This window comes from Streptomyces sp. NBC_00019 (assembly GCF_045041015.1).
GTDB lineage: Bacteria > Actinomycetota > Actinomycetes > Streptomycetales > Streptomycetaceae > Streptomyces.
Window position 1 is genome coordinate 3,735,507 of the sequence record NZ_CP108302.1, and the last position, 24,903, is coordinate 3,760,409.

At 70.0% G+C, this 24,903-nt stretch carries 26 protein-coding genes; 9 read left to right on the plus strand and 17 right to left on the minus strand.

The features are described 5' to 3' along the window. Positions 1 to 21 precede the first annotated feature (21 nt). Entirely contained in the window at positions 22 to 1,356 is a 1,335-nt protein-coding gene (locus tag OHU89_RS17775) for a GH1 family beta-glucosidase (RefSeq protein WP_405644084.1), read from the plus strand. Then, entirely contained in the window at positions 1,353 to 2,591 is a 1,239-nt protein-coding gene (locus tag OHU89_RS17780; RefSeq protein WP_405644085.1) for an MFS transporter, read from the plus strand. The genes OHU89_RS17775 and OHU89_RS17780 overlap by 4 nt, the downstream gene beginning before the upstream one ends. Positions 2,592 to 2,613: 22 nt before the next feature. Here OHU89_RS17780 and OHU89_RS17785 read toward each other — a convergent pair whose 3' ends face one another. Continuing rightward, entirely contained in the window at positions 2,614 to 3,468 is an 855-nt protein-coding gene (locus tag OHU89_RS17785) for an NAD-dependent epimerase/dehydratase family protein (protein ID WP_405644087.1), read from the minus strand. 119 nt (positions 3,469 to 3,587) lie between these two features. Here OHU89_RS17785 and OHU89_RS17790 point away from each other — a divergent pair, with 119 nt between their 5' ends. Then, positions 3,588 to 4,439 carry a helix-turn-helix transcriptional regulator gene (locus OHU89_RS17790; protein ID WP_405644089.1) on the plus strand — a complete coding sequence of 284 codons (852 nt, stop codon included), beginning with the start codon at positions 3,588 to 3,590 and terminating at the stop codon, positions 4,437 to 4,439. Here the strand turns inward: OHU89_RS17790 and era are convergent. After that, complete coding sequence (gene era / locus OHU89_RS17795; protein WP_405644091.1) at positions 4,436 to 5,398, minus strand: GTPase Era; 963 nt, start codon at positions 5,396 to 5,398, stop codon at positions 4,436 to 4,438. The genes OHU89_RS17790 and era overlap by 4 nt on opposite strands. A gap of 67 nt (positions 5,399 to 5,465) precedes the next feature. Further along, positions 5,466 to 6,923 carry an IS607 family element RNA-guided endonuclease TnpB gene (gene tnpB / locus OHU89_RS17800; RefSeq protein ID WP_405644093.1) on the minus strand — a complete coding sequence of 486 codons (1,458 nt, stop codon included), beginning with the start codon at positions 6,921 to 6,923 and terminating at the stop codon, positions 5,466 to 5,468. Between the two features lie 219 nt (positions 6,924 to 7,142). On the opposite strand from tnpB, the gene OHU89_RS17805 reads away from it, so the two are divergent. Further along, positions 7,143 to 8,477 carry an ammonium transporter gene (locus tag OHU89_RS17805; RefSeq protein ID WP_405644095.1) on the plus strand — a complete coding sequence of 445 codons (1,335 nt, stop codon included), beginning with the start codon at positions 7,143 to 7,145 and terminating at the stop codon, positions 8,475 to 8,477. Next, positions 8,474 to 8,812: a P-II family nitrogen regulator gene (locus OHU89_RS17810; protein WP_171146372.1), complete on the plus strand. Its 339-nt coding sequence runs from the start codon at positions 8,474 to 8,476 to the stop codon at positions 8,810 to 8,812. The genes OHU89_RS17805 and OHU89_RS17810 overlap by 4 nt, the downstream gene beginning before the upstream one ends. 41 nt (positions 8,813 to 8,853) lie before the next feature. Here the strand turns inward: OHU89_RS17810 and OHU89_RS17815 are convergent, their stop codons facing one another. From OHU89_RS17815 to OHU89_RS17850, 8 genes are all read right to left on the minus strand, one after another. Continuing rightward, positions 8,854 to 9,885 (minus strand): WxL protein peptidoglycan domain-containing protein, encoded by a 1,032-nt coding sequence (locus OHU89_RS17815; protein ID WP_405644097.1) that lies wholly within the window; start codon positions 9,883 to 9,885, stop codon positions 8,854 to 8,856. A 54-nt stretch (positions 9,886 to 9,939) separates the two neighbouring features. Further along, positions 9,940 to 11,271, minus strand: coding sequence for a beta-xylosidase (locus tag OHU89_RS17820; RefSeq protein WP_405644099.1), 1,332 nt, complete (start codon positions 11,269 to 11,271; stop codon positions 9,940 to 9,942). A 187-nt stretch (positions 11,272 to 11,458) separates the two neighbouring features. After that, a complete protein-coding gene (locus OHU89_RS17825) occupies positions 11,459 to 11,932 on the minus strand; it encodes a hypothetical protein (RefSeq protein ID WP_405644101.1) in 474 nt (157 codons plus the stop codon). A gap of 350 nt (positions 11,933 to 12,282) precedes the next feature. Then, the gene (locus tag OHU89_RS17830; RefSeq protein ID WP_307030819.1) at positions 12,283 to 12,636 is read right to left on the minus strand and encodes a cytidine deaminase; all 354 of its coding nucleotides are present in this window, start codon (positions 12,634 to 12,636) and stop codon (positions 12,283 to 12,285) included. A gap of 23 nt (positions 12,637 to 12,659) precedes the next feature. Continuing rightward, entirely contained in the window at positions 12,660 to 13,019 is a 360-nt protein-coding gene (locus OHU89_RS17835; RefSeq protein ID WP_405644103.1) for an MmcQ/YjbR family DNA-binding protein, read from the minus strand. Next, positions 13,016 to 14,314, minus strand: coding sequence for a hemolysin family protein (locus tag OHU89_RS17840; RefSeq protein ID WP_405644105.1), 1,299 nt, complete (start codon positions 14,312 to 14,314; stop codon positions 13,016 to 13,018). Before OHU89_RS17840 ends, OHU89_RS17835 begins: the two co-directional genes overlap by 4 nt. Continuing rightward, positions 14,311 to 14,808 (minus strand): rRNA maturation RNase YbeY, encoded by a 498-nt coding sequence (gene ybeY, locus OHU89_RS17845; RefSeq protein WP_266892568.1) that lies wholly within the window; start codon positions 14,806 to 14,808, stop codon positions 14,311 to 14,313. Before ybeY ends, OHU89_RS17840 begins: the two co-directional genes overlap by 4 nt. A gap of 13 nt (positions 14,809 to 14,821) precedes the next feature. After that, entirely contained in the window at positions 14,822 to 15,880 is a 1,059-nt protein-coding gene (locus OHU89_RS17850; RefSeq protein WP_266892566.1) for a PhoH family protein, read from the minus strand. 268 nt (positions 15,881 to 16,148) lie between these two features. On the opposite strand from OHU89_RS17850, the gene OHU89_RS17855 reads away from it, so the two are divergent. After that, positions 16,149 to 16,862 carry an FAD binding domain-containing protein gene (locus OHU89_RS17855; protein ID WP_405644108.1) on the plus strand — a complete coding sequence of 238 codons (714 nt, stop codon included), beginning with the start codon at positions 16,149 to 16,151 and terminating at the stop codon, positions 16,860 to 16,862. A 17-nt stretch (positions 16,863 to 16,879) separates the two neighbouring features. Here OHU89_RS17855 and OHU89_RS17860 read toward each other — a convergent pair whose 3' ends face one another. The 3 genes from OHU89_RS17860 to OHU89_RS17870 form a co-directional block, all read right to left on the minus strand. After that, entirely contained in the window at positions 16,880 to 18,013 is a 1,134-nt protein-coding gene (locus OHU89_RS17860) for a carbohydrate kinase family protein (RefSeq protein WP_405644110.1), read from the minus strand. Between the two features lie 350 nt (positions 18,014 to 18,363). Then, on the minus strand, positions 18,364 to 19,653 hold the full coding sequence (locus tag OHU89_RS17865; protein WP_405644112.1) for a glucarate dehydratase family protein: 1,290 nt from the start codon (positions 19,651 to 19,653) through the stop codon (positions 18,364 to 18,366). Then, positions 19,650 to 20,546: a 5-dehydro-4-deoxyglucarate dehydratase gene (locus OHU89_RS17870; RefSeq protein WP_405654537.1), complete on the minus strand. Its 897-nt coding sequence runs from the start codon at positions 20,544 to 20,546 to the stop codon at positions 19,650 to 19,652. Before OHU89_RS17870 ends, OHU89_RS17865 begins: the two co-directional genes overlap by 4 nt. 149 nt (positions 20,547 to 20,695) lie before the next feature. Here OHU89_RS17870 and OHU89_RS17875 point away from each other — a divergent pair, with 149 nt between their 5' ends. From OHU89_RS17875 to OHU89_RS17885, 3 genes are all read left to right on the plus strand, one after another. Beyond that, positions 20,696 to 21,478: an IclR family transcriptional regulator gene (locus tag OHU89_RS17875; protein WP_405644114.1), complete on the plus strand. Its 783-nt coding sequence runs from the start codon at positions 20,696 to 20,698 to the stop codon at positions 21,476 to 21,478. 193 nt (positions 21,479 to 21,671) lie between these two features. Further along, positions 21,672 to 22,010: a hypothetical protein gene (locus tag OHU89_RS17880; RefSeq protein WP_405644116.1), complete on the plus strand. Its 339-nt coding sequence runs from the start codon at positions 21,672 to 21,674 to the stop codon at positions 22,008 to 22,010. After that, positions 21,982 to 22,440 carry a zinc ribbon domain-containing protein gene (locus tag OHU89_RS17885; RefSeq protein ID WP_405654539.1) on the plus strand — a complete coding sequence of 153 codons (459 nt, stop codon included), beginning with the start codon at positions 21,982 to 21,984 and terminating at the stop codon, positions 22,438 to 22,440. Before OHU89_RS17880 ends, OHU89_RS17885 begins: the two co-directional genes overlap by 29 nt. 175 nt (positions 22,441 to 22,615) lie before the next feature. On the opposite strand, the gene OHU89_RS17890 is transcribed toward OHU89_RS17885, so the two are convergent. Genes OHU89_RS17890 through OHU89_RS17900 form a run of 3 tightly spaced genes read right to left on the minus strand, consistent with a single transcriptional unit; the run spans position 22,616 to position 24,894 of the window. After that, the gene (locus OHU89_RS17890; protein ID WP_405644118.1) at positions 22,616 to 23,608 is read right to left on the minus strand and encodes an adenosine deaminase; all 993 of its coding nucleotides are present in this window, start codon (positions 23,606 to 23,608) and stop codon (positions 22,616 to 22,618) included. 20 nt (positions 23,609 to 23,628) lie between these two features. After that, complete coding sequence (locus OHU89_RS17895; RefSeq protein ID WP_405644120.1) at positions 23,629 to 24,534, minus strand: ribonuclease Z; 906 nt, start codon at positions 24,532 to 24,534, stop codon at positions 23,629 to 23,631. Positions 24,535 to 24,540: 6 nt separating this feature from the next. Next, positions 24,541 to 24,894 carry a histidine triad nucleotide-binding protein gene (locus OHU89_RS17900; RefSeq protein WP_405644122.1) on the minus strand — a complete coding sequence of 118 codons (354 nt, stop codon included), beginning with the start codon at positions 24,892 to 24,894 and terminating at the stop codon, positions 24,541 to 24,543. Positions 24,895 to 24,903 lie beyond the last annotated feature (9 nt).

Consider the following 24,903-nt stretch of genomic DNA (forward strand, 5'->3'; position numbering starts at 1 on the left):
CTTCCGTTACCAGCGGTACGGATGATCCGGCGCATGGCGAATCAAGAGCACCCGATACCCCAGTTCCCGGCCGGCTTCCTGTGGGGCGTCTCGACCTCGGCCCATCAGATCGAGGGCGCGGCGGAGCTGCGCGAGCCCTCCGTGTGGGACGCCTTCACGGCCGAGCCGGGACGGGTGAAGGACGGCTCGACGGCGGCGGTGGCCGTCGACCACTACCACCACTACCGCGAGGACGTGGCGCTCCTGGCCGGCCTGGGCGTGGACGCGTACCGCTTCTCGGTCTCCTGGCCTCGGGTTCGCGCCGAGGGCGGCCTGGACTTCTACGACCGGCTGGTCGACGAGCTGTGCGCGGCGGGCGTACGACCGGTCCCGACCCTCTTCCACTGGGACCTGCCGGTGACTTTTCAGGAGGGGGGCGGCTGGCTGGAGCGGGACACCGCGGCGCGGTACGCGGAGTACGTCTCGGTCGTCGCCGAGCGGCTCGGTGACCGCGTCAAGAAGTGGATCACCATCAACGAGCCCGCCGAACACACCCTGTTCGGGCACGCGTTGGGCGCCCACGCACCCGGCAAGCAGCTGATGTTCGACGCGCTGCCGGTCGCCCACCATCTGCTGCTGGCCCACGGACTGGGCGTCCAGGCCCTGCGCGCGGCCGGCGCCACGGACATCGGCATCGCCAACTCGCACGGGCCGACGTGGCCGGCGTCCCAGGAGACCGCCGACGTGGAGGCGGCGGACTTCTACGACGTACTGCTCAACCGCCTGTTCGCGGACCCGGTCCTGCTCGGCGAATACCCCGCCGGACTGGGCGAGTTGATGCCGGGTGACGTGGCGGCCGACCTGAAGGTCATCGGGGAGCCGCTGGACTTCTACGGCATCAACTTCTACGCGCCGACCAGAGTGGGCGCCCCGCAGGGTGCGGACATCGAGTTCGGGGGCCTGACGATCCCGGCCGAACTTCCCTTCTCCGTGCGGGAGATCGAGGACGTCCCGGTGACCGACTTCGGCTGGCCGGTGGTGCCCGAGGCTCTGACGGAGCTCCTCACCGGCTTCCGTGAGCGCTACGGCGACCGTCTCCCGCCCGTCGTCATCACCGAGAACGGCTGCTCGTACGAGGGGGTCCACGACCGGGCCAGGATCGACTACCTGGACGGTCATCTCCGCGCACTGCACCGGGCGGTCGAGGCGGGTGTGGACGTACGCGGCTACTTCGTGTGGTCGTTGATGGACAACTTCGAGTGGGCCGAGGGCTACGCCCAGCAGTTCGGGCTCGTGCACGTGAACCTGGACACCCAGGAACGGACGCCCAAGGACTCGTACGGCTGGTACCAGGAGCTGCTCCGGGCCCAGAGATGACCACGGCCCTCACCGACCCGGTCGACCGGGTCGGCCGGGGCTGGACGACGGCGCTCTCGCTGGCCAACGTGGCGATCTGGGTGGGCTGGTACGGCCCGCTGCAGATCCTGCTGGCCCGGCAGGCGGAGGGCTTCGCGCCCGGCGCCGGGATGTCGAAGGAGACGCTGCTGGCGTGGGTGACCGGCGTCGGCGCGGTGGTGTCGCTGGCCGCCAACCCGTTCTTCGGCGCGCTGTCGGACCGCACCACGAGCCGCCGGGGCCGCCGTACGCCGTGGATCGTGGCCGGTGCGGCGGGCGGCGCGCTGTCGCTGCTGCTGCTCGCGGGGGCGGGCGGGCTGTGGCTGATGATGTTCGGCTGGTGTCTGGTCCAGCTGACCCTCAACGCGGCCTTCGCGGCGGTGACCGCGGCGGTGCCGGACCGGGTGCCGCGGTTGCAGCGGGGTGCGGTGGGCGGCTGGCTGGGGGCGGCGCAGATCCTCGGGGCGGTCGCCGGTACGGGGCTGGCGACGGCGGCGGGCGGGATCGCGGCGGGGTACGTGGCCTGTGCGGTGTTCACGCTGGCGGGCGTACTGCCGTACGTGCTCCGGTACGAGGATCTGCGGCTGCCGGTGACGGACCGCCCGGCGTGGTCCGCGAAGAGCTTCCTCCGAGGGTTCTGGCTGAGCCCGCGCCGCTACCCGGACTTCGGCTGGGCCTGGCTGACCCGCTTCCTGATCAACCTCAGCAACGCGCTGGTGATCCTCTACCTCCTCTACTACCTGCGGGACCGTCTGCACCACGACGACCCCGAGCAGGGCGTGCTGATCCTGACCGCGGTGAACAGCGTGACGCTGCTGGCCACGGTCGTGGTGGGCGGCGTCCGGTCGGACCGGTCGGGCCGTCGCAAGCCGTTCGTGCGGTGGTCCGGAGTGCTGATGGCGGCGGCCACGGCCCTGCTGTCCGTGTGGCAGACCTGGCCGAGCGCGATCGTCGTGGCGGCGCTGCTGGGCGTGGGCCTCGGGGTGTTCATGTCGGTCGACTTCGCGCTGATGACGGACGTACTCCCGAAGGCGGGGGACCGCGGCAAGGACCTCGGCGTCATCAACGTGGCCAACGCCCTCCCCCAGGTCGCCGCCCCCGCCCTCGCCGCACCGATCGTGACGCACCTGGGCGGATACCGGATGCTGTATCTGGTGGCCGCGGTGCTCGGGCTGGCGGGGGCGCTGCTGGTGGGGCGGATCAGAGGGGTGGACTAGGGCCTGTCCGCCCTGGGGCCGGTCAGAGGGCGCCGGCGTCCCGGGCCGACCAGACGCTGGGGTACAGCGGGCGGAAGCCGAGCTCCCGGCGGATGCGCTCGGTGGAGGTGATCCCGAGCCACGGGTCGGGATCCGTGCGGTCGTGGAGTTCGGCGGGGGCCTCGACGCCGTTGAGCTCGTGCAGTTCGAGTGCCGTGACGGGGGCGTCGTCGGAGATGTTGTAGATCCGGCCGGCGACCCCCGGGGCGTGCAGGAGACGCAGCAGGCCCTGGGCGACATCCGCGTGATGGACCATCTGCAACCGCTGGACCGACGCCCAGTTCCGGGCCCACATCAGGGACTGGGCCAGGTGCGGGTCGCCCTCGCCGTAGACGAAGACGAGTCGGCCGACCCGCACGTCCAGACCCTCCAGGGCGAGCAGTTCCCGTTCGGCCGCCGCCTTCGACTCGGTGTAGGCGCCCCACATCTCGCCGCCGGGCCGGATCTCGTCCTCCTCGGTCAGCGGGCGGCCGCGTCCGAGTCCGTACACGAGCCCCGTGCTGACCTGCACGAAGCGCTGTACGCCGGCGGCGAGCGCGGCACGGCCCAGTGCGACGGCGGCGTCCCGGTTGACGGCCCAGGCCTCGTCGTCCGGGACCCCGCGGAAGGAGGCCGCGATGTTGACGACCGCGTCCACCCCGGCGACCGCCTTGCCGAGCACCTCGTCGTCCCGCAGGTCCCCGACCACGACCTCGGCGCCCGACCCGGCGAACCGCTCCGCCCGTTCGGCGTCCCTCACCAGCACCCGCACCCTCCCCCACTCTCGGCTTCGCGCCAGCAGCCTGGGCACGAACCGCCGGCCGACCTGTCCTGTCGTACCCGTCACCAACGTCAGCATGTCCTGCTCCTCTCGTCCCGGCCCAGCCTCGGGCGGTGCCACGGGGAGCGGGAGAGACCTGCCGATCGGGGGATCGGCAGACCCTGGATAAGCCGGACGGACTGCCGCAGCCTGGAGAGGTGAACCGAGCCGAACTCGCCGACTTCCTGCGCCGTGGCCGCGCCCGCCTGGAACCCTCCGACGTGGGCCTGCCCCCCGGGGCCCGCCGCCGCACACCAGGGCTGCGCCGGGAGGAGGTGGCGTCACTGGCGGGCATGTCGGTGGACTACTACACGCGCCTGGAACAGGCCCGGGGCCCGCGTCCGTCCCGCCAGATGCTGACCGCGCTGGCCCGCGCGCTGCGCCTGACGGACGACGAACGGGACCATCTGTTCCATCTGACGGGCGAGGAGCCGCCGCGTCGCGGAGGCACGTCGGCGCATGTACGCCCGGGTCTGCTGCTGGTTCTGGACCGTCTGCACGACACCCCGGCGCAGGTCGTGAGCGACACCGGCGAGGTGCTGGCGCAGAACGCGATGGCGAGGGCGCTGAGCGGGGACGTGTGCGCCCGCCCGCCCCGGGAGCGCAACCTGCTGCGCCGCTTCTTCCTGGACCCGGCGGCACGGGAGCTGTTCCCCGCGGAGGACGTGCCCGACCACGCCCGCGCCCACGTGGCGAACCTGCGAGCGGTGGCGGCGGCCCGCCCCGACGACCCGGAAGCGGCGCGGCTGGTGGCCGAACTCCGCTCATTCAGCGAGGAGTTCGCCCGCCTGTGGGACACCCACGAGGTCGCGGTACGCCGCCAGACGACGAAACGCTTCCTGCACCCCTCGGTGGGCCTCCTGGAACTGGACTGCGAGATCCTCCTCAACCAGGACCACCACCTGCTCGTCATCCACACAGCCCGCCCAGGCACGGAGTCCCACGAGCGGTTGCAGCTGCTGCGGGTGGTGGGCTTGCAGGACCTGTCCCCTCGGGGAGTAACTCCTTAGAACCCCAGCTTCCGCAACTGCCGGGGATCCCGCTGCCAGTCCTTCGCCACCTTCACGTGGAGGTCGAGGAAGACGGGCGTCCCCAACAGCGCCTCGATCTGCTTGCGGGACTTGATGCCGACCTCCTTCAGGCGCTTGCCCTTGGGGCCGATGATGATGCCCTTCTGACTGGGGCGCTCGATGTAGACGAAGGCGTGGATGTCGAGGAGGGGCTTGTCGGCGGGGCGGTCCTCGCGGGGGAGCATCTCCTCCACCACGACCGCGATGGAGTGCGGAAGCTCGTCGCGGACACCCTCAAGGGCCGCCTCGCGGATCAACTCCGCGATCATGACCTGCTCGGGCTCGTCCGTGAGGTCACCCTCGGGATACAGCGCCGGCCCCTCGGGGAGCAGCGGCACGATGAGGTCGGCCAGCAGATCCACCTGCTTGTCCGCGACCGCCGAGACCGGAACGATCTCGGCCCACTCGAACCCGAGCTCCTTGCCGAGCTGGTCGATGGCGATGAGCTGCTCGGCCAGCGTCTTGGAGTCCACCAGGTCCGTCTTGGTGACGATCGCGATCTTCGGCGTCTTCTTGATCGACGCCAGCTCCTTCGCGATGAAGCGGTCACCGGGACCGAGCTTCTCGTTCGCGGGAAGACAGAACCCGATCACGTCGACCTCGGCCCAGGTCGTCCGCACGATGTCGTTCAACCGCTGGCCCAGCAGCGTGCGCGGCTTGTGCAGCCCAGGCGTGTCCACCAGGATCAGCTGCGCGTCCGGCCGGTGCACGATCCCCCGTACGGTGTGCCGCGTGGTCTGCGGCTGGTCCGCGGTGATCGCCACCTTCTGGCCGACCAGAGCATTCGTGAGGGTGGACTTCCCCGCGTTGGGGCGGCCCACGAAACAGGCGAAGCCGGCCCGGTGGGCAGCCTCGGGCGACTTCTTGGATGACTGGGTACGAACGCTCATGGCGCCCATTCTCCGTTACTGCGAGCCATAGCTGCGACAGCAGTCCCGTTCCTTTCGGGCGGGAGGGTCCGTGACGTCACCAAAGCGTGAGGACTTCGGCTTGACGACGGTCTCTCGCTTCCTTCTGCCGCTGGTGCGGCAGAGCTGCGCCACCTGCCCGCCCGCCCCGGCCGGCGTTCCGGTCGGGGCGTTGACGGCGGGTCTTACGGTCGGCTCCACGAGGCTTCGACACACGGGACGTGTCCTGGTCTCCGGCCACTCCGGTACCAGCGGTGCAGGCCGCCGCGAGGACGACCAGATTGCGGGCTGCGTTCTCATCCCGGTCCAGGACCAGGCCGCAGGCATCGCAGGTGAAGACTCGGACGTGCAGCGGCAGCTTGGCTTTCACCGCGCCGCACTTCGAGCAGGTCTTCGAGGAGGGATACCAGCGGTCCGCCACGATGGTGCGGCAAGCATTGCGCCGACCCTTGTAGGTGAGCTGGCGCCGGATCTCCCCAAACCCGGCATCGGCCACTCGACGAGCAAGCCGTCTGTTGCGGAGCATTCCGGCGACGTTGAGGTCTTCGACCACCACCGTGCCGTACTCGGCACGCACGCGAGTAGTGAGCTTGTGCAGCGCGTCGGTGCGCAGGTTCGCCACCCGGTGGTGGATCTTGTTGCGCTCGCGGTTGGCTTTCTCCCACCGTTTCGAGGGCTGCTGTCCGGTCCTGCGGTCCGGCCCCTGACGGCGGGAGACGCGACGGGAATGGAACCTCAGCAGCTTGAGAGCGCCGTCCAGATGATTCGGGTTGGGCTCGTATCGGACCTGGCCTGCGCTGTCGGCCAGGACCGCGAGGTGCTTGACACCAAGATCGATGCCTACCGCCACATCGGGTCGGGCAACGCGGGCTATCTCATTCCTGGCTTCGACCTGGAAGGAGACGAACCAGCGCCCACGCTCGTGTCGGACCGTCGCGGACAAGATGCGCACAGACCCGGACTTGATCTTGGCGAGGAACTTCCCGGTGGGTTCGTGGACGCGGATCGTGCCCAGTCGCGGCAGCGTGACGTGCCGACCGTCCGGTTCGGCGCGAATCGTGCCTGTGGTGAACCGGCATGACAGGCGGGCCTTGCGCTTCTGCTTCCGTCGCGGCACCCCCATCCTGGGTCCTTTGCGCTTTCCCTGCTTGGACCTGGCGTAGTTGTCGAACGCCGTTGCCGCGTTCGCCAGCCCGGTGCTGTAAGCCTCCTTGGAGTTCTCCTCCCACCAGTCGGAGAACCTGGCGTCGGAGGCCTTGATCCTGTTGAACTCCTTGCGCAGCGAGGGCAGCGCCCACGGCCGCCAGGGCGTGAGCCCATCTTCACCAATGCCGTACGAGGCTTCGGCCTTGCGCTGCCACCACGAGGCGGTCACCCACGACACAGCCCAGTTGTAGGCGGCTCGGGAAGCACCGCAATGCGACCGCAACGCCCGCTCTTGCCCTGCATTCGGATCCAGCGCGAACCTGTAGGCCTGCACCGAAAACCCCGATTGCTGTCGGAACTTCCCGCCCACTCAGCCACCCCGTTTCCATGAGCCCCCCGCCACACCCAACGAGGGATTCCCGCAGAGGTCACAGATTCGATGGGTGACCTCTTGTTCCCATCGAAGCGGGCAAGGCCCTGCCCACCCTCGTGAGCTTTCAGAAACCCTCACGCAACGAAACATGGAAGAAACACATCGGTACACATCCGGTAACGCACGCCGGTGACCCTCTGACGAGCCCCCACCTCGATGGAGACCCCCGTGACTCTCGCCGCCCCCCTTGCCGCCGGGCGTATCGACACCGGCGACACCGCCTGGCTGCTCGCCGCCACCGCCCTCGTCCTGCTGATGACCCCGGGCCTCGCCCTGTTCTACGGCGGCATGGTCCGCACGAAGAGCGTCCTCAACATGCTGATGATGAGCTTCGTGTCGATCGCCCTGGTGACCGTCGTATGGCTGGCCGCGGGCTACTCCCTCGCCTTCGGCGACGACATCGGCGGCGGACTCATCGGCGGCCTCGACCACGCCGGCATGTCCGGCATCGGCCCCGACAGCGTCCAGGGCACCGTCCCCACCCTTCTCTTCGCCACCTTCCAGCTGACCTTCGCGATCATCACCGCCGCGCTGATCAGCGGCGCGATCGCGGACCGCGCGAAGTTCGGCGCGTGGCTGGTCTTCGTCCCGGTGTGGGCGCTGCTCGTATACGTTCCCGTCGCCCACTGGGTCTGGGGCCCGGGCGGCTGGATCCTCGACAAGCTCGGTGCCCTCGACTTCGCGGGCGGTCTCCCGGTCGAGATCACCTCCGGTGCCTCCGGTCTGGCCCTGTGCCTGGTCCTGGGCCCGCGTCTCGGCTTCAAGAAGGACGCGATGCGTCCGCACAACCTGCCCATGGTCATGCTGGGCGCGGGTCTCCTCTGGTTCGGCTGGTTCGGCTTCAACGCCGGCTCGGCCCTGGGCGCCAACGGACTGGCCGCGGCCGCCTTCCTCAACACCCTCGCGGCAGGCTGCACGGGCCTGCTGGGCTGGCTCTTCGTGGAGCAGAAGCGCGACGGCCACCCCACCACCCTGGGCTCGGCCTCCGGCGCGGTCGCCGGCCTCGTCGCGATCACCCCGTCCTGCGGCTCGGTCTCCCTGCTCGGCGCGCTGGTCATCGGCCTGGCGGCCGGTGTCGTCTGCTCGTACGCCGTGGGCTGGAAGTTCAAGCTGAACTACGACGACTCCCTCGACGTCGTCGGCGTCCACCTGGTCGGCGGCATCATCGGCACCCTTCTCATCGGCGTCTTCGCCGTCGAGTCGATGACCGGCGGCACCGAGGGCCTCCTCTACGGCGGCGGCCTCGCCCAGCTCGGCAAGCAGCTGGTGGCCGTGGTCGCCGTGGGGACGTACGCCTTCGTGGTGACGTACGGCATCGCCAAGCTGATCGACGGGACGCTGGGCCTGCGGGCGGGCGAGGAGCAGGAGCACACCGGTCTCGACCTTACGGTGCACGCCGAGACGGCATACGATCACGGCGTCCTGGGCCACGGTGCCCCGGTCAGCGCCTCCGTCGTTCCCTCCGCTCAGAAGGTCAAGCCCCAGGCATGAAGCTCATCACCGCGATCGTCAAGCCGTACCGCCTCGACGAGGTCAAGACGGCGCTCCAGGAGCTCGGCGTGCACGGGCTGACCGTGACCGAGGCCAGTGGTTACGGCCGTCAGCGCGGCCACACCGAGGTGTACCGCGGCGCCGAGTACCAGGTCGACCTGGTGCCCAAGGTCCGTATCGAGGTCGTCGTCGACGACGCCGACTCCGAGGCCGTGATCGACGCGATCGTGAAGGCCGCGCACACCGGCAAGATCGGCGACGGCAAGGTGTGGGCCCTGCCGGTCGACACCGTCGTACGGGTGCGGACGGGCGAGCGCGGTCCGGACGCGCTCTGAGCCGGGGCGTCGTGGGGGCGAGCGGTACGCGCTCGCCCGGATCACGGTCGCGGAGCTCGTGACGACACGGCAGCCGGCTCCCGCCGAACCGCCCGCGGCTCTCCCGCCGAGGGACCGCCCGCGCCGCGCCGTGGGCGTCGGGACCCGGTCCGTGCCCGCCGCGCCCTGATCAGCAGGACGACGCCCACGGCCACGACCACCAGCAGCACCACCGCCACCAGCCACGGCAGCGCGAAGAAGGAGGCGCCCGCCGACTCGCGGGTGTCCTTGGCGCTCGCCGTCAGGGTCACGTCACCCCAGTCCAGCTGCGGCGCGCCCTTCCACGGCTCGCTCAGCCGTACCTTCTGGCCGGGCAGCAGCTCGGAGGGGATCCTCGTCAGGTCGCGGGCGAGCAGCGTGCGGCCGAAAAGGCCCGTCGCCCGCAGCTCCACCTTCGGGTTCAGGGTGAGATTGCCGGTGTTGTGGAGGGTGTAGGAGACCGTGGCCGCGCTGTCGCCGAAGCCGGGTACGAGCGGCTGGTGGTGGATGACGCGGACGTCCTCGACGGAGATCGCGGGCAGGGTGGGCCCGCCGACCCGGAGGTAGACACGGGCGGCGACGGCCCGCTGCACACCGAGCGCGACGGAGCCTTCCCCCGGATCGATGCGCTCGTCGAGTGCCACGATCGCGCCGGGGTGGTCGCCGGGTTCGGCGCCGTCGGGCACCTTCAGCGTGAAGGGGACGGTGACCTTGCCGTGCCCGGGGACCTTGATCCGGGACTTCGCGGGCTTCGCCCACACACCCACGCCGCGCATCTTCTCTTTCATGGTGCGTACGGCGAACCCGCCGTCGCGCGCGGTGTTGTAGGCGTCGGCGGAGTACAGCCGGAACGTCATGGGCTCGGCCGTCTTGTTGACGACGACCACCTTGTCCTCGATGGTCTGCCCGGGATCGGCGAAGAGAGAGAAGTACGGCCGCTCGGCCACCGACCCGGACACGGGGTAGACGGACCAGCTCCCGTTGTCGGCGGCGTGCGAGGGCGTGGCGAGGGCGGTGAGCAGCAGGCTCAGGAGGAGGACGTACAGCTTGCGCATGGGTGCGGACCCCCACGGGACGAGTTGGACGGGCGGGTGCGGACGCCCGTACGGTCAGCTGAGCGTGAGGGTGAGAACGCCGGAGTACGAGCCCGGAGGCGTGAACGCCGGTACGTTCAGGGAGAGTTCGGCGTCGGCGGTGAACTCGCCGCCGGTCGCCGTGTCGGCGGGCGCCGCCGCGAGGGTCGCCCCGGACGAGCCGACCTTGCCCGCCGAACCGGCCTGGCAGGTGCTGGGGCTGCCCGCCTTGGTGTCGCAGGCGGGGGTCCAGTTCAGCTGGTCGGCACCGATGGTGACACCGGGACCGGTGAAGTCGGTGACCTTGCCGGTCAGGGACCAGCCCGCGGTACCGCCACGGAAGTCCTTGACGGTCACGGCGTTGAGGTCGCCCGTGGAGGCGCCGCCCTCGCCGTACTCGACCGCCGACAGCGAGACGGTGTCCCCGGCCTGGGTCATGGACAGGACGCCGCCGCGCACGGTGGTGGTGAGTTTCTGGGCGTTGTCCGGGACGGGTGTGTCGTCGATGACGGTGTAGGCGACCGGTCCGGCGCCCACGGCGGAGTCCCAGCTGCTCCCTTCGTAGGCCACGATGCCGGTCGTCGTCTTGTCGTTGACGACCAGCGAGCCACTGATGGCACCGGCCGCGTCCGCCGTCACGGTCGCCGTGTCCCCGGTCTGGCTGGAACCGGCGCGTCCGGCGAGGGTGACGGTGGCACCCGGGGTGAAGGCGCTGCCGGTGACGGTGACACCGGCACCGGGGTTGCCGGAGCTCGAACCGAGCGCGATGGCACGGGTGTTGGGTCCGGGAGCATCGCTCGCCGTGATGGTCACGGAGCCCGGGGCGGGCGGGGTGATGACGGTGCAGGGGGTGTCCAGCTCCAGCAGATAGCTGGTGTGGATGTTGTAGTCACCGGGCGAGAGCGTGATGGCGCCCGTGGCGGTGACCGTGAAGCTGCCGGTCATGCTGAACGACGGGAACGCGGCGTTGCCCGGTACCGGGTTGTTCTTCTTCGGTCCGGCGACCGCCACGTTCCCGCTCTGCGCCCCGCTCAGGACGGCCTTGCCGGACGGCGTCATGATGTCGGCCGGCAGGTCGATGGCGGTGGGGTTGCTCGCGGCGGGCTTGACCACCGTGTACGTCACGTCGACGGTGTCGCCGACGTAGGGGGTGGTGTCGCTCACCGTGATGATCGCGGTGGTGGTGCCCTCGATCGGCGGGAGTCCCGAGATGGCGGGCGGGATGCAGCGGGTGGCGAAGTCGACGTTGTCGGCGGCCTGGGCCGGACCGGCCAGCGCACCGCCCGTGGTGACCGCGAGGGCGGTGGCGCCGAGCAGCGCGGCGAGACGGCGTCTTCGACTTCTGGGCCTGGGCGCTTGGGATCTCATGTCTGGTTGCCCCCTCTGAGGGATGCGGGCGCAGCGGCTCTTCTGCGCCGACAGGGGGCATTGATGTGTGGATTGCGTGAGAAGTCAATGGATATGAACCGGTGAACTGATGGAGCGTCAGTTCACCGTGTCGCGAGGTGAACTGACGCTCCACGCAAGCAGGTTGGGCCGGTTCGGTTGCAGATTCTCAGTCGAACACGAACGGTCCGGGCGACTGGGGCCCGGTCGCCGTGCAGTTGACGGTGATCCCGAGGACGACGATCTGCAGCGAACCGCCGTACGCCTCCAGGCTGTCGCCCGAGGCCACGATGCCATTGAGCGGACCGACGGTGACGGCGTCACCGGCGGCGAGCGCGGGGTTCTCCGTGCCGCTGAAGGTGGCGGTGCCGCCACTCGCGTTCACCAGGGTGAGGGTGGAGGTGATGGAGTCCTCGGCCAGCGCGATCGGCGCGGTGATCGCGGAGGTGACGGTGATGGTTGCGGACGTACCGTCCTGGGTGGCGGTGAGCGTGGCCTCGCCACTGCCGAAGGTTCCGCAGTCGGCGGTGATCGTGGCCGTGTCCGGGGTCACGGCCACGGCGGTGGGCGCGAACGCGAGCCCGGTGACCGCGAGGGCCCCGACGGCCAATGCCGCACCCGTACTGAATCGTTTGCCTCTCATGGGGTTCCGACTCCCTTCCCATATAGGGAAATTGCCATGTGGGGATGGATGGGAGAACAACCCGAACGGCCCGCCTGCGGCGCGTGGTGCGGAACGCTCCGCGTGGGGGGTGGCGGGATCCAAATCTGACGGACCGTCGGAACTACGGATTCCATTGATACGCGAGAGACTGAAAACGGCAAGGTTCAATTTCAGCCGACGCCGATACCTCTCAGCCCAGCGTGCTTTTCAGCCCGTCCGGCGTTTGAGGACGAGGCCCTTTCGGGGCCGAAGCGGGGGGTCTGGGGGCGGCAGACCCCCCCCCAGGGATGGGACGGGTAGGGGCGGCGGGGGCGAAAACCCTCTGGGCCTCAGCCCGCCGACACAGTCAGCCGCACAACCCCGTCCACCCCAGCCACCAGCACCGGCGTACCCGCCCCACCCAGATCCCGCACCGCGGCCAGATCCTCCGCAGGCACCGACTCCGCATCCGTCACCACCGCAGCCGCCTCCAACGACTTCGCCCCGGACGCCACAGCCATCGCCACCGCGGTCCGCAACGCACTCAACCGCAACGAGTCGAGCCCCACCGTCCCCGCCACATACGTACGCCCCGTCTCGTCCCGTACGGCCGCCCCCTCGGGCACACCGTTACGCGCCCGCGCGGAACGGGCCAGGGTGACGATCTTGCGGTCCTCGGGGTCGAGCGCGCTGCTGTCAGTCATGGAGCGAGCATAAACATCACGGATCAGCCCCGGTCCAGGCGGAGCCGCTCCGCCCGCGGCAGCCCTGCCACCACCAGGTCGTACGAGTCCTCGATGAGCTCCCGCACCAGCCGGTCCGGCAGCTCCCCGTCGACCCGCACCGTGTTCCAGTGCCGCTTGTTCATGTGATACCCGGGCGCGATCAACCCCTCGTACTCACCCCGAAGCCGCATCGCGTCCTCCGGATCGCACTTGAGGTTGACCTTCAGAGGACTGGCGTCGATCCAGCTCAGCGCGAACACCTTGCCCAGCACCTTGAAGACCGAGATCTCCGGGGCGAAGGGAAAGTCCTCCACGGCCGCGTTGAAGGAGAGACAGAAGGTACGCAGCTCCTGTGGGGTCACTCCGACTCGTCCTCCTCCTTCGGCGGCTCCACCGGCTCCACCAGCACGGTCACGATCTTGTTCCGCCGCCCGGCCGCCGCCTCCGCCGTCAACCGCAGCGCCCGCCCGTCCGGCAGCTCCACCACGGAGGACGCCCCGGCGATCGGCACCCGCCCCAGCGCCTTCGCCAGCAGCCCGCCGACGGTCTCCACGTCCTCGTCGTCGTACTCGTCGAGGTCGTACAGCTCCCCCAGATCGGTGATGTCGAGCCGCGCGGTGACCCGGTAGCGGTCCTCGCCCAGCTCCTCCACCGGCGGGAGTTCACGGTCGTACTCGTCGGTGATCTCGCCGACGATCTCCTCGAGGATGTCCTCGATCGTGACGATGCCGGCCGTGCCGCCGTACTCGTCGATGACGACGGCGACGTGGTTGCGGTCCTGCTGCATCTCACGGAGCAGGTCACCGGCGTTCTTGGTGTCGGGCACGAAGGCGGCGGGCCGCATGGCGGTCGACACCAGCTCGCTCTCCGCGTCCCGGCTGATGTGCGTCTTGCGGGCCAGGTCCTTCAGATACACGATCCCGACGATGTCGTCCTCGCTCTCACCGCTGACCGGTATCCGCGAGAAACCGGACCGCAGCGCGAGGGTGAGGGCCTGACGGATCGTCTTGTACCGCTCGATCACCACGAGATCGGTCCGCGGCACCATCACCTCCCGCACGAGGGTGTCGCCGAGCTCGAAGACCGAGTGCACCATCCGGCGCTCGTCGTCCTCGATCAGCGACTCCGCCTCCGCGAGGTCGACCAGCGCACGCAGCTCCGCCTCGGAGGCGAAGGGACCGCGCCGGAAGCCCTTGCCCGGGGTGAGCGCGTTGCCGATGAGGATCAGCAGGCTCGGGATCGGGCCCATGATCCGGGCGAGCGGCAGCAGGACGTACGCCGCCGCCGTGGACGTGTTCAGCGGGTGCTGACGGCCGATGGTGCGCGGGGAGACACCGACGGCGACGTACGACACCAGGACCATGACGCCGATCGCGACCAGCAGGGCCTCGGTCGTGCCGTCGAACTCCTGGAGGCAGGCGTACGTGACCATGGCGGCCGCCGCCATCTCGCAGGCGACACGGACCAGCAGCGCCACGTTGAGATAGCGGGTCGGATCCGCGGCGACCTGGGCGAGCTTGGCGCTGCCGCGGCGGCCGGAGCGTACGGCCTCCTCGGCACGGAAGCTGGACATGCGCGCGATGCCCGCCTCCGCGCAGGCGGCGAGCCATGCGACGACGACCAGGGCGATCGCGCCGGAGACGAGGGGAAGGCTCATGACACGGTCGGGGCCGGGGACGGGCCGGTGTGGCCCTTCTCCGCGCGCCAGCCGTCCACGATGGCGGCCTGGAGGCCGAACATCTCGGCCTTCTCGTCCGGCTCCTCGTGGTCGTAGCCGAGCAGGTGCAGCACCCCGTGGACGGTGAGGAGCTGGAGCTCCTCGTCCATGGAGTGCTGCGTCTCGGCTTCCTCGCCCTGCTTCTTGGCGACCTCGGGGCACAGCACGATGTCGCCGAGGAGGCCCTGCGGGGGCTCGTCCTCGTCCTTCGACGGCGGACGGAGCTCGTCCATCGGGAAGGACATGACGTCCGTCGGCCCCGGCAGGTCCATCCACTGGATGTGCAACTGCTCCATGGCGTCGGCGTCCACGACGATCACCGAGAGCTCGGAGAGCGGGTGGATGCGCATCCGCGCGAGTGCGTAGCGGGCGATGTCGAGGATCGCCTGCTCGTCGACCTCGGTTCCGGACTCGTTGTTGACGTCGATCGACATGGTGCTGGGTTGTCTACTTCCGCTTGTTACGGCCGCCCTTGTGGGTGCCGTTCTCCGTACCGTGGTCGCTGTCGTACTTCTCGTACGCGTCGACGATACGGCCGACCAGCTTGTGCCGTACGACGTCCTGCGACGACAGGCGGGAGAAGTGGACGTCGTCGAGGCCCTCCAGGATGTCCTGGACCTGACGCAGACCCGACTTGGTGCCGTTGGGCAGGTCGACCTGGGTCACGTCACCCGTGATCACGATCTTCGACTCGAAGCCGAGGCGGGTGAGGAACATCTTCATCTGCTCGGGTGAGGTGTTCTGGGCCTCGTCGAGAATGATGAAGGCGTCGTTGAGCGTACGGCCACGCATGTACGCCAGCGGCGCGACCTCGATGGTCCCGGCGGCCATGAGCCTCGGGATCGAGTCCGGGTCCAGCATGTCGTGCAGCGCGTCGTACAGCGGGCGCAGATACGGGTCGATCTTCTCGTAGAGCGTGCCGGGCAGGAATCCCAGCCGCTCCCCCGCCTCCACCGCCGGGCGGGTCAGGATGATGCGGTTGACCTGCTTGGACTGCAGGGCCTGCACCGCCTTGGCCATGGCGAGGTAGGTCTTGCCGGTGCCGGCGGGGCCGATGCCGAAGACGATCGTGTGCTTGTCGATCGCGTCGACGTACCGCTTCTGGTTCAGGGTCTTGGGGCGGATCGTGCGGCCGCGCGAGGAGAGGATGTTCTGGGTGAGGACCTCGGCCGGGGTCTCCGGGCCGTCCCCCTCGCCGTTCTCACTCGCTCTGAGCATCGCGATAGAGCGTTCCACTGCGTCCTCCGTCATCGGCTGTCCGGTGCGGAGCACCAGCATCATCTCGTCGAACAGGCGCTGGATGAGGGCGACTTCGGCGGCGGCGCCGACCGCGCTGACCTCATTGCCCCGGACATGGATGTCGGCCGCCGGGAAGGCCTTCTCGATCACACGCAGGAGGGAGTCGCCGGACCCCAGCACCGTCACCATGGGGTGCTGGGCGGGGACGGTGAAATGTGCTCTCGCCTGCCCCTGCGCGGGTGTGTGAGCTGTGGGTGTCTGAGTCATGGGCCGGCTCTGTAGGCCTTGCTCGTCCTCCTCGAAACGACTCGCCCGCCACATGGGCGGCCTGGCGATTTCAAGGGTACGCCGGTGGACTGACAACCCCGTAGGCCTTTTCGGGCGCGACCGGCCTCCGCGGCACCGGCCGGTGAGAGCGCCCTGAATGCAGCGGTGAGCCCTGCATGCTCCCCCCGCGTAGCTGGGCAGAATCCGCCCCGTCCGTGCCACACGTGTTCGGGGCGGTGCGCTGCCCGCCGGGGAAAGCAGGTCGGCCGTGTTCTTGCGTCTGCCCACGTCCGTGTCCGAGGCACAGCAGTGTCTGTCCGAGGGAGCGATACCCGTCGGCGGTGCCACGCTCCAGTGGGCCGTCTGGCAAAGGGACGGCTTCCCGGAGCAGGCGATGTCACTGCGCGAGGTGCCGGAGGCCAATGTGCTCGGCACCGAGGAGCTGGGGGCGGCGGTGCTGCTGTCCCGGGTCGACGACCGGGTCCCGGAGGTGCTGCGCCGGGCGGCCTCGCGGGTGGGCACCGGGGCGGTGCGCCGGGCCGCGACGGTCGGCGGGAACATTGTCGGCAGCACCCTGCGCTGTCTTCTCCCCGCCGCGCTCGTCCTGGACGCCCGCGCCACGGTGCTGGACTCGGAGGGCCCCTACGAGACCGACCTGACCGAGCTCACCGCGAAGCGTCCGGTGCTGCTGAACCTGCGCTGGCGCACCCCGCTGGCCAGCAGCCACCGCAAGCTGCCCGACGAGCCGGGCGGCGCACCGCCCCTCGTCGTCGCGGTCGCGGTGACGGCCGGAACGGACGGACGCCTCCTGCGGGTCGCCGTCCGGGACGGCTACGACGTGCTCTGCGAGAGCGTGGAGCACGACACGGAAACCGGCCCGGTCCTCGACGCCCTGGCGCGTACACCGATCGGCGCGCTGCCCGCCGGGGCGTGGGACGTGGTCCGCGAAGAGGTGACCACCGTCCTCGACCGCGTCGCCTGAACCGCCCGCCGCGAGCGTCAGGCCGACCGGCGGAAACCGATGGTCGGCACCGCCCGCCGCAACGGCCACGGCCTCGCCTGCTCCGTCGGCACCAGGTCCGCCAGGAACCCGTAGCGCCGCAGGGCCGTCGGGTCCTGTCCCTCGACGGACTGGACCCTGCGCCACCATGCCCCGATCTCGGACCAGCCCGGCGCCGACAGCGACCCGCCGAACTCCTGCACCGACAGCGCTGCCGTGAGCCCCGCGAAGGCCAGCCGGTCGGCCAGCGGCCAGCCCGCCAGTGTGCCGGTGACGAAGCCGGCCACGAAGACGTCGCCGGCGCCGGTGGGGTCGAGGGCCTCCACGGCGATGGCGGGGACCTCGGCGGTCTCCGCCGTGCGCCGGTCCACCGCGTACGCGCCCTCCGCGCCGAGGGTGACCACGGCCAGCGGCACCTGTGCGGTGAGCGCGTGGGCAGCCTCGCGGGGGCAGGAGGCGCCGGTGTACCGCATGGCCTCCTCCGCGTTCGGCAGGAACGCCTCGCAGTGCTCCAGGTCGGCCAGTCCCGCCAGGTCCCACGCACCGGTCTCGTCCCAGCCGACGTCGGCGAAGATGCGGGTGCCCTCGCTCGCGGCCTGGGTGATCCAGGGGGCCCGCTTGCCCGGCACCAGCGAGGCCACGGCCGCACGCGCGCGGGGCGGGCAGTCAGGCGCCGCTTCCTCGGGGGGCGGCTCATGGCCGTGGGAGACCATCGTGCGCTCACCCTCGTACGCCATCGAGACGGTGACCGGGGAGTGCCAGCCGGTGACCGTGCGGGACGGTGAGAGGTCGATGCCCTCGCCCTGCTCCAGGGCGTCCCAGCAGTACTCGCCGTAGTGATCGGAGCCGAAGGCGGCGGCGAGGGACGTTTTCAGCCCCAGCCGGGCCAGCGCGGTGGCCATGTTGGCGACACCGCCGGGGCTCGACCCCATCCCGCGCGCCCAGGACTCGGTCCCGCGCACCGGGGCGGAGTCGAGCCCGGTGAAGATGATGTCGAGGAAGACGGGGCCGGTCAGATACACGTCCCAGGGCGGGTCGTCCGGTGCGCGCAGGGCGACCAGCGGGTCGACCTGGGCCTGGCAGTGGCCGGTCTCTCCGGTGTCGTACGACGGTCCCTTCCCGGACACGATCACGGTGCGCTCCCTGACGTGGTGCCGATCAGGCCAGTCTGCACCACACCACTGACAACCGGCCGCCGCTCACGCCCGACCCGCCCGCCACGTCAGGCCGTCGACGGCCCCGGACGGGCGGTGCGAGCAGCACCGGGAGTCGCCTTCGGGGCGGGGGAGGCCCCCGGCACCTTCGCGGGCCGTGTCCGGATCCGGTCGTCCAGGCAAACTCAGCCCGTCCGGCGTTTGCGGACGAGGCCCTTCGGGCCGATGGGGGTCCAGGGGGCGAAGCCCCCTGGGAGCGGGGTCGAAGGGGCGGCAGCCCCTGGAGGATGGGACGGGTAGGGGCGGCGGGGGCGAGAAGAGGCCCGGAGCTACCAGCGAGGCACGCTCGGCGTCACCCACCCCGGCTCGGCGACCCGCATAGCCGCCGCGTCGTCCCGCTCACGCAGCGCCCCGTCGTCGTCGAGCCACCGCTGATGCAGGAACTCCAGCTTCTCCCGGTCGAGTTCGACCCCGAGCCCGGGCGCGTCCGAAACAGCGACCTTGCCGTCGTCGAAGGTCAGCCGCGAGGTGAGGACGTCCTCCGACTGCCAGGGATAGTGGGAGTCACACGCGTGGTGGAGGTTGGGCACCGTGGCCGCCACATGCGTCATCGCCGCCAGCGAGATCCCCAGATGGGTGTTGGAGTGCATGGACACCCCGACCCCGAACGTCCGGCAGATCGCGGCGAGTTGCTGCGTGTTCCGCAACCCGCCCCAGTAGTGGTGATCCGACAGCACCACCTGGACGGCGTCGCGAGTGAACGCCTCCTTGATCTCCGCGAAAGTCGTCACGCACATGTTGGTGGCGAGCGGCACGTCCGTCCCGGCGGACACCTCTGCCATGGCCGGCGTACCGAGGGCCGGGTCCTCCAGGTACTCGAGGACGTCCCCGATCTCCTCGGCGACCTTCAGTGAAGTCTCCACGGACCAGGCCCCGTTGGGGTCGAGCCGCAACGGGTGCCCGGGAAAGGCCTCCGCCAGCGCCCGAACGGCCGCGATCTCCTCGTCCGGCGGAAAGACCCCGCCCTTCAGCTTGAACGACGTGAACCCGTACCGCTCCTTGAACAGCCGCGCCTGCTCCACGACCCCGGCCGGATCCACGGCCGCCCCCCAGTCGTCCTTCTCGCAGGCCACGCCCGAGGGATGATCGGCCCACCGGTAGAACAGGTACGCGCTGTACTCGACCGCGTCCCGCACCTTCCCTCCGAGCAGCGCGTGCACCGGCAGCCCGAGCGCCTTGCCGAGCGCGTCGAGACAGGCGACCTCGAACCCGGAGACGACGGACAGCCGCAGCTTGTCGGCGGTCTGGACCCCGCGCAGCCCGCCGACGTCGACCTGCCCGGAGACCCGGGAGGAGTCGACCGAGACTTCCTCGGCGACCGTGAACAGCCCGTTCAGGTCGGACACCTGCCGCCCCACCAGCTTCTCGGCGAAGGGCCGCGCCAGCTCCAGGTACTTGGTGTCGCCGTACGTCTCACCGATCCCGGTCACCCCGTCCGCGGTCTCCACCTCCACGATCAGACGGGGGGTGTACGGCTGGTGCACCCCTTGCGTGTTGAGCAGCGGCGGGTCGGCGACGAGGATCGGCGTCAGCCGGACGTCCGTGATGGTGAGGTTCACAGGGCGGCTCCCACGAGGTCGAGGCCGGTGGCGAGGAGGGACGTGAGGTCGGCCAGGTCGACGGCCGAAGGATCGGTCAGGGGCGCGCGTACGGGACCCACGGGACGGCCCCGCAGCCGGGCGGCGGCCTTCACCAGCGACACGGCGTATCCGGGGACGCGGTCGCGGAGTTCAACGAGCGGGACGTAGAAGTCGCGCAGCAGCTTCTCCACCGTGCCCTCGTCGCCGGCCTTCAGCGCGCCGAAGAAGGCGTCGGCGATCTCCGGGGCGAAGGCGTGGACGGCGGAGGAGTAGGCGGGGACGCCGACGGTGGCGTAGGCGCGGGCCTGGATCTCGGCGGTGGCGGCGCCGTTGAAGAAGAGGAAGCCCTCGGGGGCGGCGAGGGTGAGGCGCTGGAGGCGGTCGAGGTCGCTGTGGCCGTCCTTGAGGCCGATGACGGTGGGGATGGCGGCCAGTTGCCGGAACGCCTCCACGCCGAACGTGACCTGTCCGCGCTGGTAGGCGATGAGCGGCAGCCGGGTCCGAGCGGCGATCTCCGCCACCTGGCGGACGAGGCCCTCCTGCGGGGCGGCGACCAGGTAGTGCGGGAGCACCAGCAGCGCGTCGGCGCCGGCCTCCTCGGCGATGCGGGCGAAGCGGACGGCCTGCGCCCAGCCGTAGCCGATCCCGGCGACGACGGGCACCCGGCCGGCGGACTCCTGGACGGCCACCGAGACCACGGTCCGGTACTCGTCCTCGTCCAGTGAGAAGAACTCGCCGGTGCCGCAGGCGGGGAAGACGGCGCCGGGGGCGGTGGCGATCTGGGCGGCGACATGGGTGCGGAAGCCGTCCGGGTCGAGGGAGCCGTCGGCGTGGAAGCTGGTCAGCGGGAACGACAGGACGCCGCCCGCCATGCCCTCCTCCAGCCGCCGCACGACTTCGCCCGTATCGAGACTCACCCTCACTCATCTCCCTATGTAGACATAATCCACGTATGAAGATGGAGATTAGATACGCGAACCGCGACCGTCAATGGCGCGGACACCCCGATTACGATCGGCACATGTCGGAGACAGGGGGCGTGCGCGAGGTGAAGTCGGCCGCGCGGACGGTCGAACTGCTGGAAGTGCTGGCCGCGCGCGGGGACCGCCCGGCGCGGCTGCAGGAGCTGGCGGACGAGCTGGAGGTACCGCGCAGCTCGATGTACGCGCTGCTGCAGACCCTGATCTCCCGCGGCTGGGTCCGCACCGACGTCACCGGTTCGCTCTACGGCATCGGCATCCACGCCCTGCTGACCGGCACGAGCTACCTCGACTCCGACCCGCGCGTCCGGGTCGTACGCCCGTATCTCGACGAGGCGTCCCAGGCGCTCGGCGAGACCATCCACATGGGCCGCCTGGACGGCCGGGACGTGGCGTACCTGGCGACCCGCGAGTCCCACGAGTACCTGCGCACGATCAGCCGCGTCGGCCGGCGCCTCCCCGCCCACGTCGGCGCCCTGGGCAAGGCCCTCCTGGCCGAACATCCCGACGAGGAGCTGCCGGAGGGCCCCTACGAGGCCCTGACCCCCAACTCCCACACCACCCGCGACACCCTGACGGCCGACCTCTCCGAGATCCGCTCCCGCGGCCACTCCGTCGACCGCGAGGAGGGCGTCCTCGGCATCATCGGCTTCGGCTTCGCCCTGCGCTACGACTCCCCCGCCCAGGACGCCATCAGCTGCTCGGTCCCGGTGGCCCGGCTGACCCCGGCGCACGAGGAGCAGATCATCGCGGTGATGCGGGAGATCAGGGCCAAGATCGAGGCGACGGTACCGGGTGCGGGGGGCGCGCCGCACTGGCGGTAACTCGGTGGACGGCACTGCTGACTACGGACCACCACGGTTTGGGCCTCGCGCGACTTCCGCACGAGACCTGGCGCCGCACTCGAAGAGAAACGAAACAGCTTGCACGGACACGCGCGCGCGAGAAATTCACTTGTTCGAGTGACGGTGTGTGAACCAGGTCCTGAGGTGCGGGCAAGTCCCTACGGTTGCTGTCATGCGATTGATGGTGCGCGTCAAGTTGCTGCCGACGCCCGAGCAAACTCAGGCGTTGGAAGCAACGTTGCGCGCCTGCAATCGGGCCGCCGATTACGTCTCCCTCATCGCATTCCAATCAGGCGTACGGGACCGCAATGGGCTTCAGAAGGTCGTGTACGGGGATGTGAAAGCCGCCTTCGGCCTTTCCGCGCAGCCAGCGGTGCGGGTGGTGAGGAAGGTCGTGGACGCCTACGCGACACTGGCCGCGCAGCGGGCGCTGGCAAGCCCACGAACGCGCCGAGCTGGAGCGGAAGAACACACGCTCGTCCATCCGCCGGCTGGCCCGCCGAGCTCATAGAGAGCAGCGCCATGCCACACATGTGAACCACAAGATCAGCAAGGAGATCGTGTCCGTCGCGCAACGCACCGGAAGGGGAGTCGCCGCCGAGCAGTTGGACGGGATCCGGGACCGGGTACGGCTTCGACGCGACCAGCGGGACACCCTCTCCTCGTGGCCGTTCCACCAACTGGGACAGCATCTCTCCTACAAGGCCCGTCGGGCAGGAGTTGCTTTTCTGGAGGTGGACGCGAGCTACACCTCGCAGCGCTGCCCGCGCTGCGGGCACACCGAAAAGGCCAACAGGCCCACTCGGGATTGCTTTTGCTGCCGTCGGTGTGGCCTCGCTGGGCCAGCCGACGTCGTCGCCGGGGTCAACGTGCGCAATCGAGCACGCTCGGCGTGGGTGCTTGTCACCGCACCCGTCCCGGCTCTCGCGATGACATCGTGAGAGCCGGGAGATGCGACCCGTAACCGTCCCGTCGTAGGGGGCAGTCGGGAGCGCGACTCGGTGTAAACGGCCAAGCTCCACCATTGACGACCGAGAAGGTGACGGCCGGGTATCTCGCTGGTTTACCGTCTTCCGTGGCTCGAACAGACATCACGTGCGGCACCGAAACCCTGGCCTACGAGAACTCGTACGCCTCGACCTCCGCGAGGTACCGCGCCCGCCGCTCCTCGTCATGCTCCAAGAAGGACGCGACAAACGAGTTCCGAGCCAGCTCCCGCAACCGCTCCTCGCCAAGGCCCAGCGCCAAACGCACCGCATCGAAGTTGTCCCCCGCATACCCCCCGAAATACGCCGGGTCATCGGAGTTCACCGTGCAAAGCAACCCCGCATCCAGCATCGCGGGCAACGGATGATCGGCCAGCACATCAACCGTCCGCAGCCGCACATTGGACAACGGGCACAACGTCAGCGGCACGCGATCCCGCACCAACCGCGAGACCAACTCGGGGTCCTCCATGCACCGCAGCCCATGATCGATCCGCTCCACACCGAGCACATCAAGGGCCTGCGTGATGTACTCCGGCGGCCCCTCCTCCCCGGCATGCGCCACCCGCCGCAGACCAAGGGCCGCAGCCGCCTCGTACACCTCGCGGAACTTGACCGGCGGATGCCCGACCTCGGCGGAGTCGAGCCCGACACCGACGATCCGGTCGAGATACGGCTTCGCGGCGTCCAGCGTCTCCAGGGCCGACTCGGCGGACTCGTCCCGCAGGAAGCACAGGATCAGCTGCGTCGAGACGCCGTGATTCGCCTCGCTGCTGCCGAGCGCCCGCCACAGCCCGTCGACGACCGTCCCCATCCCCACACCGCGCGCGATGTGCGCCTGCGGATCGAAGAAGATCTCCGCGTGCCGTACCCCCTGCGCGGCGGCACGGGCCAGATACGCGTTCGCGAGGTCCTCGAAGTCCCGCTCGGTGCGCAGGACGGCCATGAGCTCGTAGTACAGGTTCAGGAAGGACTGGAGGTCCTCGAACTGGTACGCCTTGCGGAGCTCGTCCGTGTCCGCGTACGGCAGCTCGACGCCGTTGCGGGCGGCCAGCTCAAACGCCAGCTCGGGCTCCAGCGTGCCTTCGATGTGGAGGTGCAGTTCAGCTTTGGGGAGGGGCATCGAAGCATCGTACGGCCGCTTTACCGCCGTTTCGGAACCGGCACCCGCAGAAGATCGTGCGCGACCGTCAGCTCGCCCTCGAAGCCCGCCGCCCGCGCCTGCCGTTCGAACTCGTCGGGGTCGCCGTAGCGCTGGCTGAAGTGCGTGAGCACGAGATGCCGTACGCCGGCGTCCCGCGCCGCGGTGGCCGCCTGCCCGGCGGTCAGGTGGCCGTGGTCGACGGCCAGCTGCGTGTCCTCGTCGAGGAACGTCGACTCGATGACGAGCATGTCGCACCCCTCGGCCAGCGCGTACACGCCGTCGCACAGCCGGGTGTCCATGACGAACGCGAACCGCTGCCCGCGCCGCACCTCGCTGACGTCCTCGAGGGAGACCCCGTCGACCGAGCCCTCCCGCTGGATCCGGCCGACGTCCGGGCCCTTGATGCCGTGCGCGGCAAGACGGTCGGGCAGCATCCGGCGGCCGTCGGGTTCGACGACGCGATAGCCGTACGACTCGACGGGGTGGGAGAGCTTTCGGGCCTCCAGCGCATAGGTGGAACCCGTGGCCAGCACCCCGTCCTCACTCACCGGCGCCTCGGTGATCCCGACCGTCTCCCGGTACGCCGTGGAGTACCGCAGCCGGTCGAAGAAGCGCTGGCCGGACTTCGGGTAGTGGGCCGTGACCTGGTGCGGGACCTTGTCGAGGTTGATGCGCTGGATGACACCGGCGAGCCCCAGCGAATGGTCGCCGTGGAAGTGCGTGACACAGATCCGGTTCAGGTCGTGCGCGGCGACACCGGCCCGCAGCATCTGGCGCTGGGTGCCCTCGCCCGGGTCGAAGAGGATGCCCTCGCCGTCCCAGCGCAGGAGGTAGCCGTTGTGGTTGCGGTGCCGGGTGGGAACCTGGCTGGCGGTGCCGAGGACCACCAATTCACGTACGGACACGGTGACTTACCCGGGCGGCCACTGCAGGCCGCGACCGCCCAGGACGTGCGCGTGGGCGTGGAAGACGGTCTGGCCGGCGCCGGCACCGGTGTTGAAGACGATGCGGTAGCTCTCCAGCTTGTCTTCCTCGGCGACCGACTGTGCTTCGCCGAGGACGTCGGCGGCGATGGCCGGTTCGGCGGCGGCGAGGGTCGCGGCGTTCTCGTAGTGCACCCTGGGGATCACCAGGACGTGCGTGGGGGCCTGGGGGTTGATGTCCCGGAAGGCGACGGTGGTGTCCGTCTCACGGACGATCGTCGCCGGGATGTGCCCTGCGACGATCTTGCAGAACAGGCAGTCGTCCTGCGGTTCCCCTGGCATGTGGTGTCC

What these genes read in the sequence shown, in the direction of transcription:
- OHU89_RS17805 (WP_405644095.1), top strand. Translation starts at nt 7,143, where the DNA reads ATGGAGACCCCCGTGACTCTCGCCGCCCCCCTTGCCGCCGGGCGTATC.
- era (WP_405644091.1), bottom strand. Translation starts at nt 5,398, where the DNA reads ATGGGCGCCATGAGCGTTCGTACCCAGTCATCCAAGAAGTCGCCCGAG.
- OHU89_RS17775 (WP_405644084.1), top strand. Translation starts at nt 22, where the DNA reads ATGATCCGGCGCATGGCGAATCAAGAGCACCCGATACCCCAGTTCCCG.
- ybeY (WP_266892568.1), bottom strand. Translation starts at nt 14,808, where the DNA reads ATGTCGATCGACGTCAACAACGAGTCCGGAACCGAGGTCGACGAGCAG.
- OHU89_RS17780 (WP_405644085.1), top strand. Translation starts at nt 1,353, where the DNA reads ATGACCACGGCCCTCACCGACCCGGTCGACCGGGTCGGCCGGGGCTGG.
- OHU89_RS17870 (WP_405654537.1), bottom strand. Translation starts at nt 20,546, where the DNA reads ATGGCGGGCGGCGTCCTGTCGTTCCCGCTGACCAGCTTCCACGCCGAC.
- OHU89_RS17785 (WP_405644087.1), bottom strand. Translation starts at nt 3,468, where the DNA reads ATGCTGACGTTGGTGACGGGTACGACAGGACAGGTCGGCCGGCGGTTC.
- OHU89_RS17830 (WP_307030819.1), bottom strand. Translation starts at nt 12,636, where the DNA reads ATGACTGACAGCAGCGCGCTCGACCCCGAGGACCGCAAGATCGTCACC.
- OHU89_RS17825 (WP_405644101.1), bottom strand. Translation starts at nt 11,932, where the DNA reads ATGAGAGGCAAACGATTCAGTACGGGTGCGGCATTGGCCGTCGGGGCC.
- OHU89_RS17840 (WP_405644105.1), bottom strand. Translation starts at nt 14,314, where the DNA reads ATGAGCCTTCCCCTCGTCTCCGGCGCGATCGCCCTGGTCGTCGTCGCA.
- OHU89_RS17875 (WP_405644114.1), top strand. Translation starts at nt 20,696, where the DNA reads ATGTCGGAGACAGGGGGCGTGCGCGAGGTGAAGTCGGCCGCGCGGACG.
- OHU89_RS17880 (WP_405644116.1), top strand. Translation starts at nt 21,672, where the DNA reads ATGCGATTGATGGTGCGCGTCAAGTTGCTGCCGACGCCCGAGCAAACT.
- OHU89_RS17820 (WP_405644099.1), bottom strand. Translation starts at nt 11,271, where the DNA reads ATGAGATCCCAAGCGCCCAGGCCCAGAAGTCGAAGACGCCGTCTCGCC.
- OHU89_RS17850 (WP_266892566.1), bottom strand. Translation starts at nt 15,880, where the DNA reads ATGACTCAGACACCCACAGCTCACACACCCGCGCAGGGGCAGGCGAGA.
- OHU89_RS17815 (WP_405644097.1), bottom strand. Translation starts at nt 9,885, where the DNA reads ATGCGCAAGCTGTACGTCCTCCTCCTGAGCCTGCTGCTCACCGCCCTC.
- OHU89_RS17890 (WP_405644118.1), bottom strand. Translation starts at nt 23,608, where the DNA reads ATGCCCCTCCCCAAAGCTGAACTGCACCTCCACATCGAAGGCACGCTG.
- OHU89_RS17810 (WP_171146372.1), top strand. Translation starts at nt 8,474, where the DNA reads ATGAAGCTCATCACCGCGATCGTCAAGCCGTACCGCCTCGACGAGGTC.
- OHU89_RS17900 (WP_405644122.1), bottom strand. Translation starts at nt 24,894, where the DNA reads ATGCCAGGGGAACCGCAGGACGACTGCCTGTTCTGCAAGATCGTCGCA.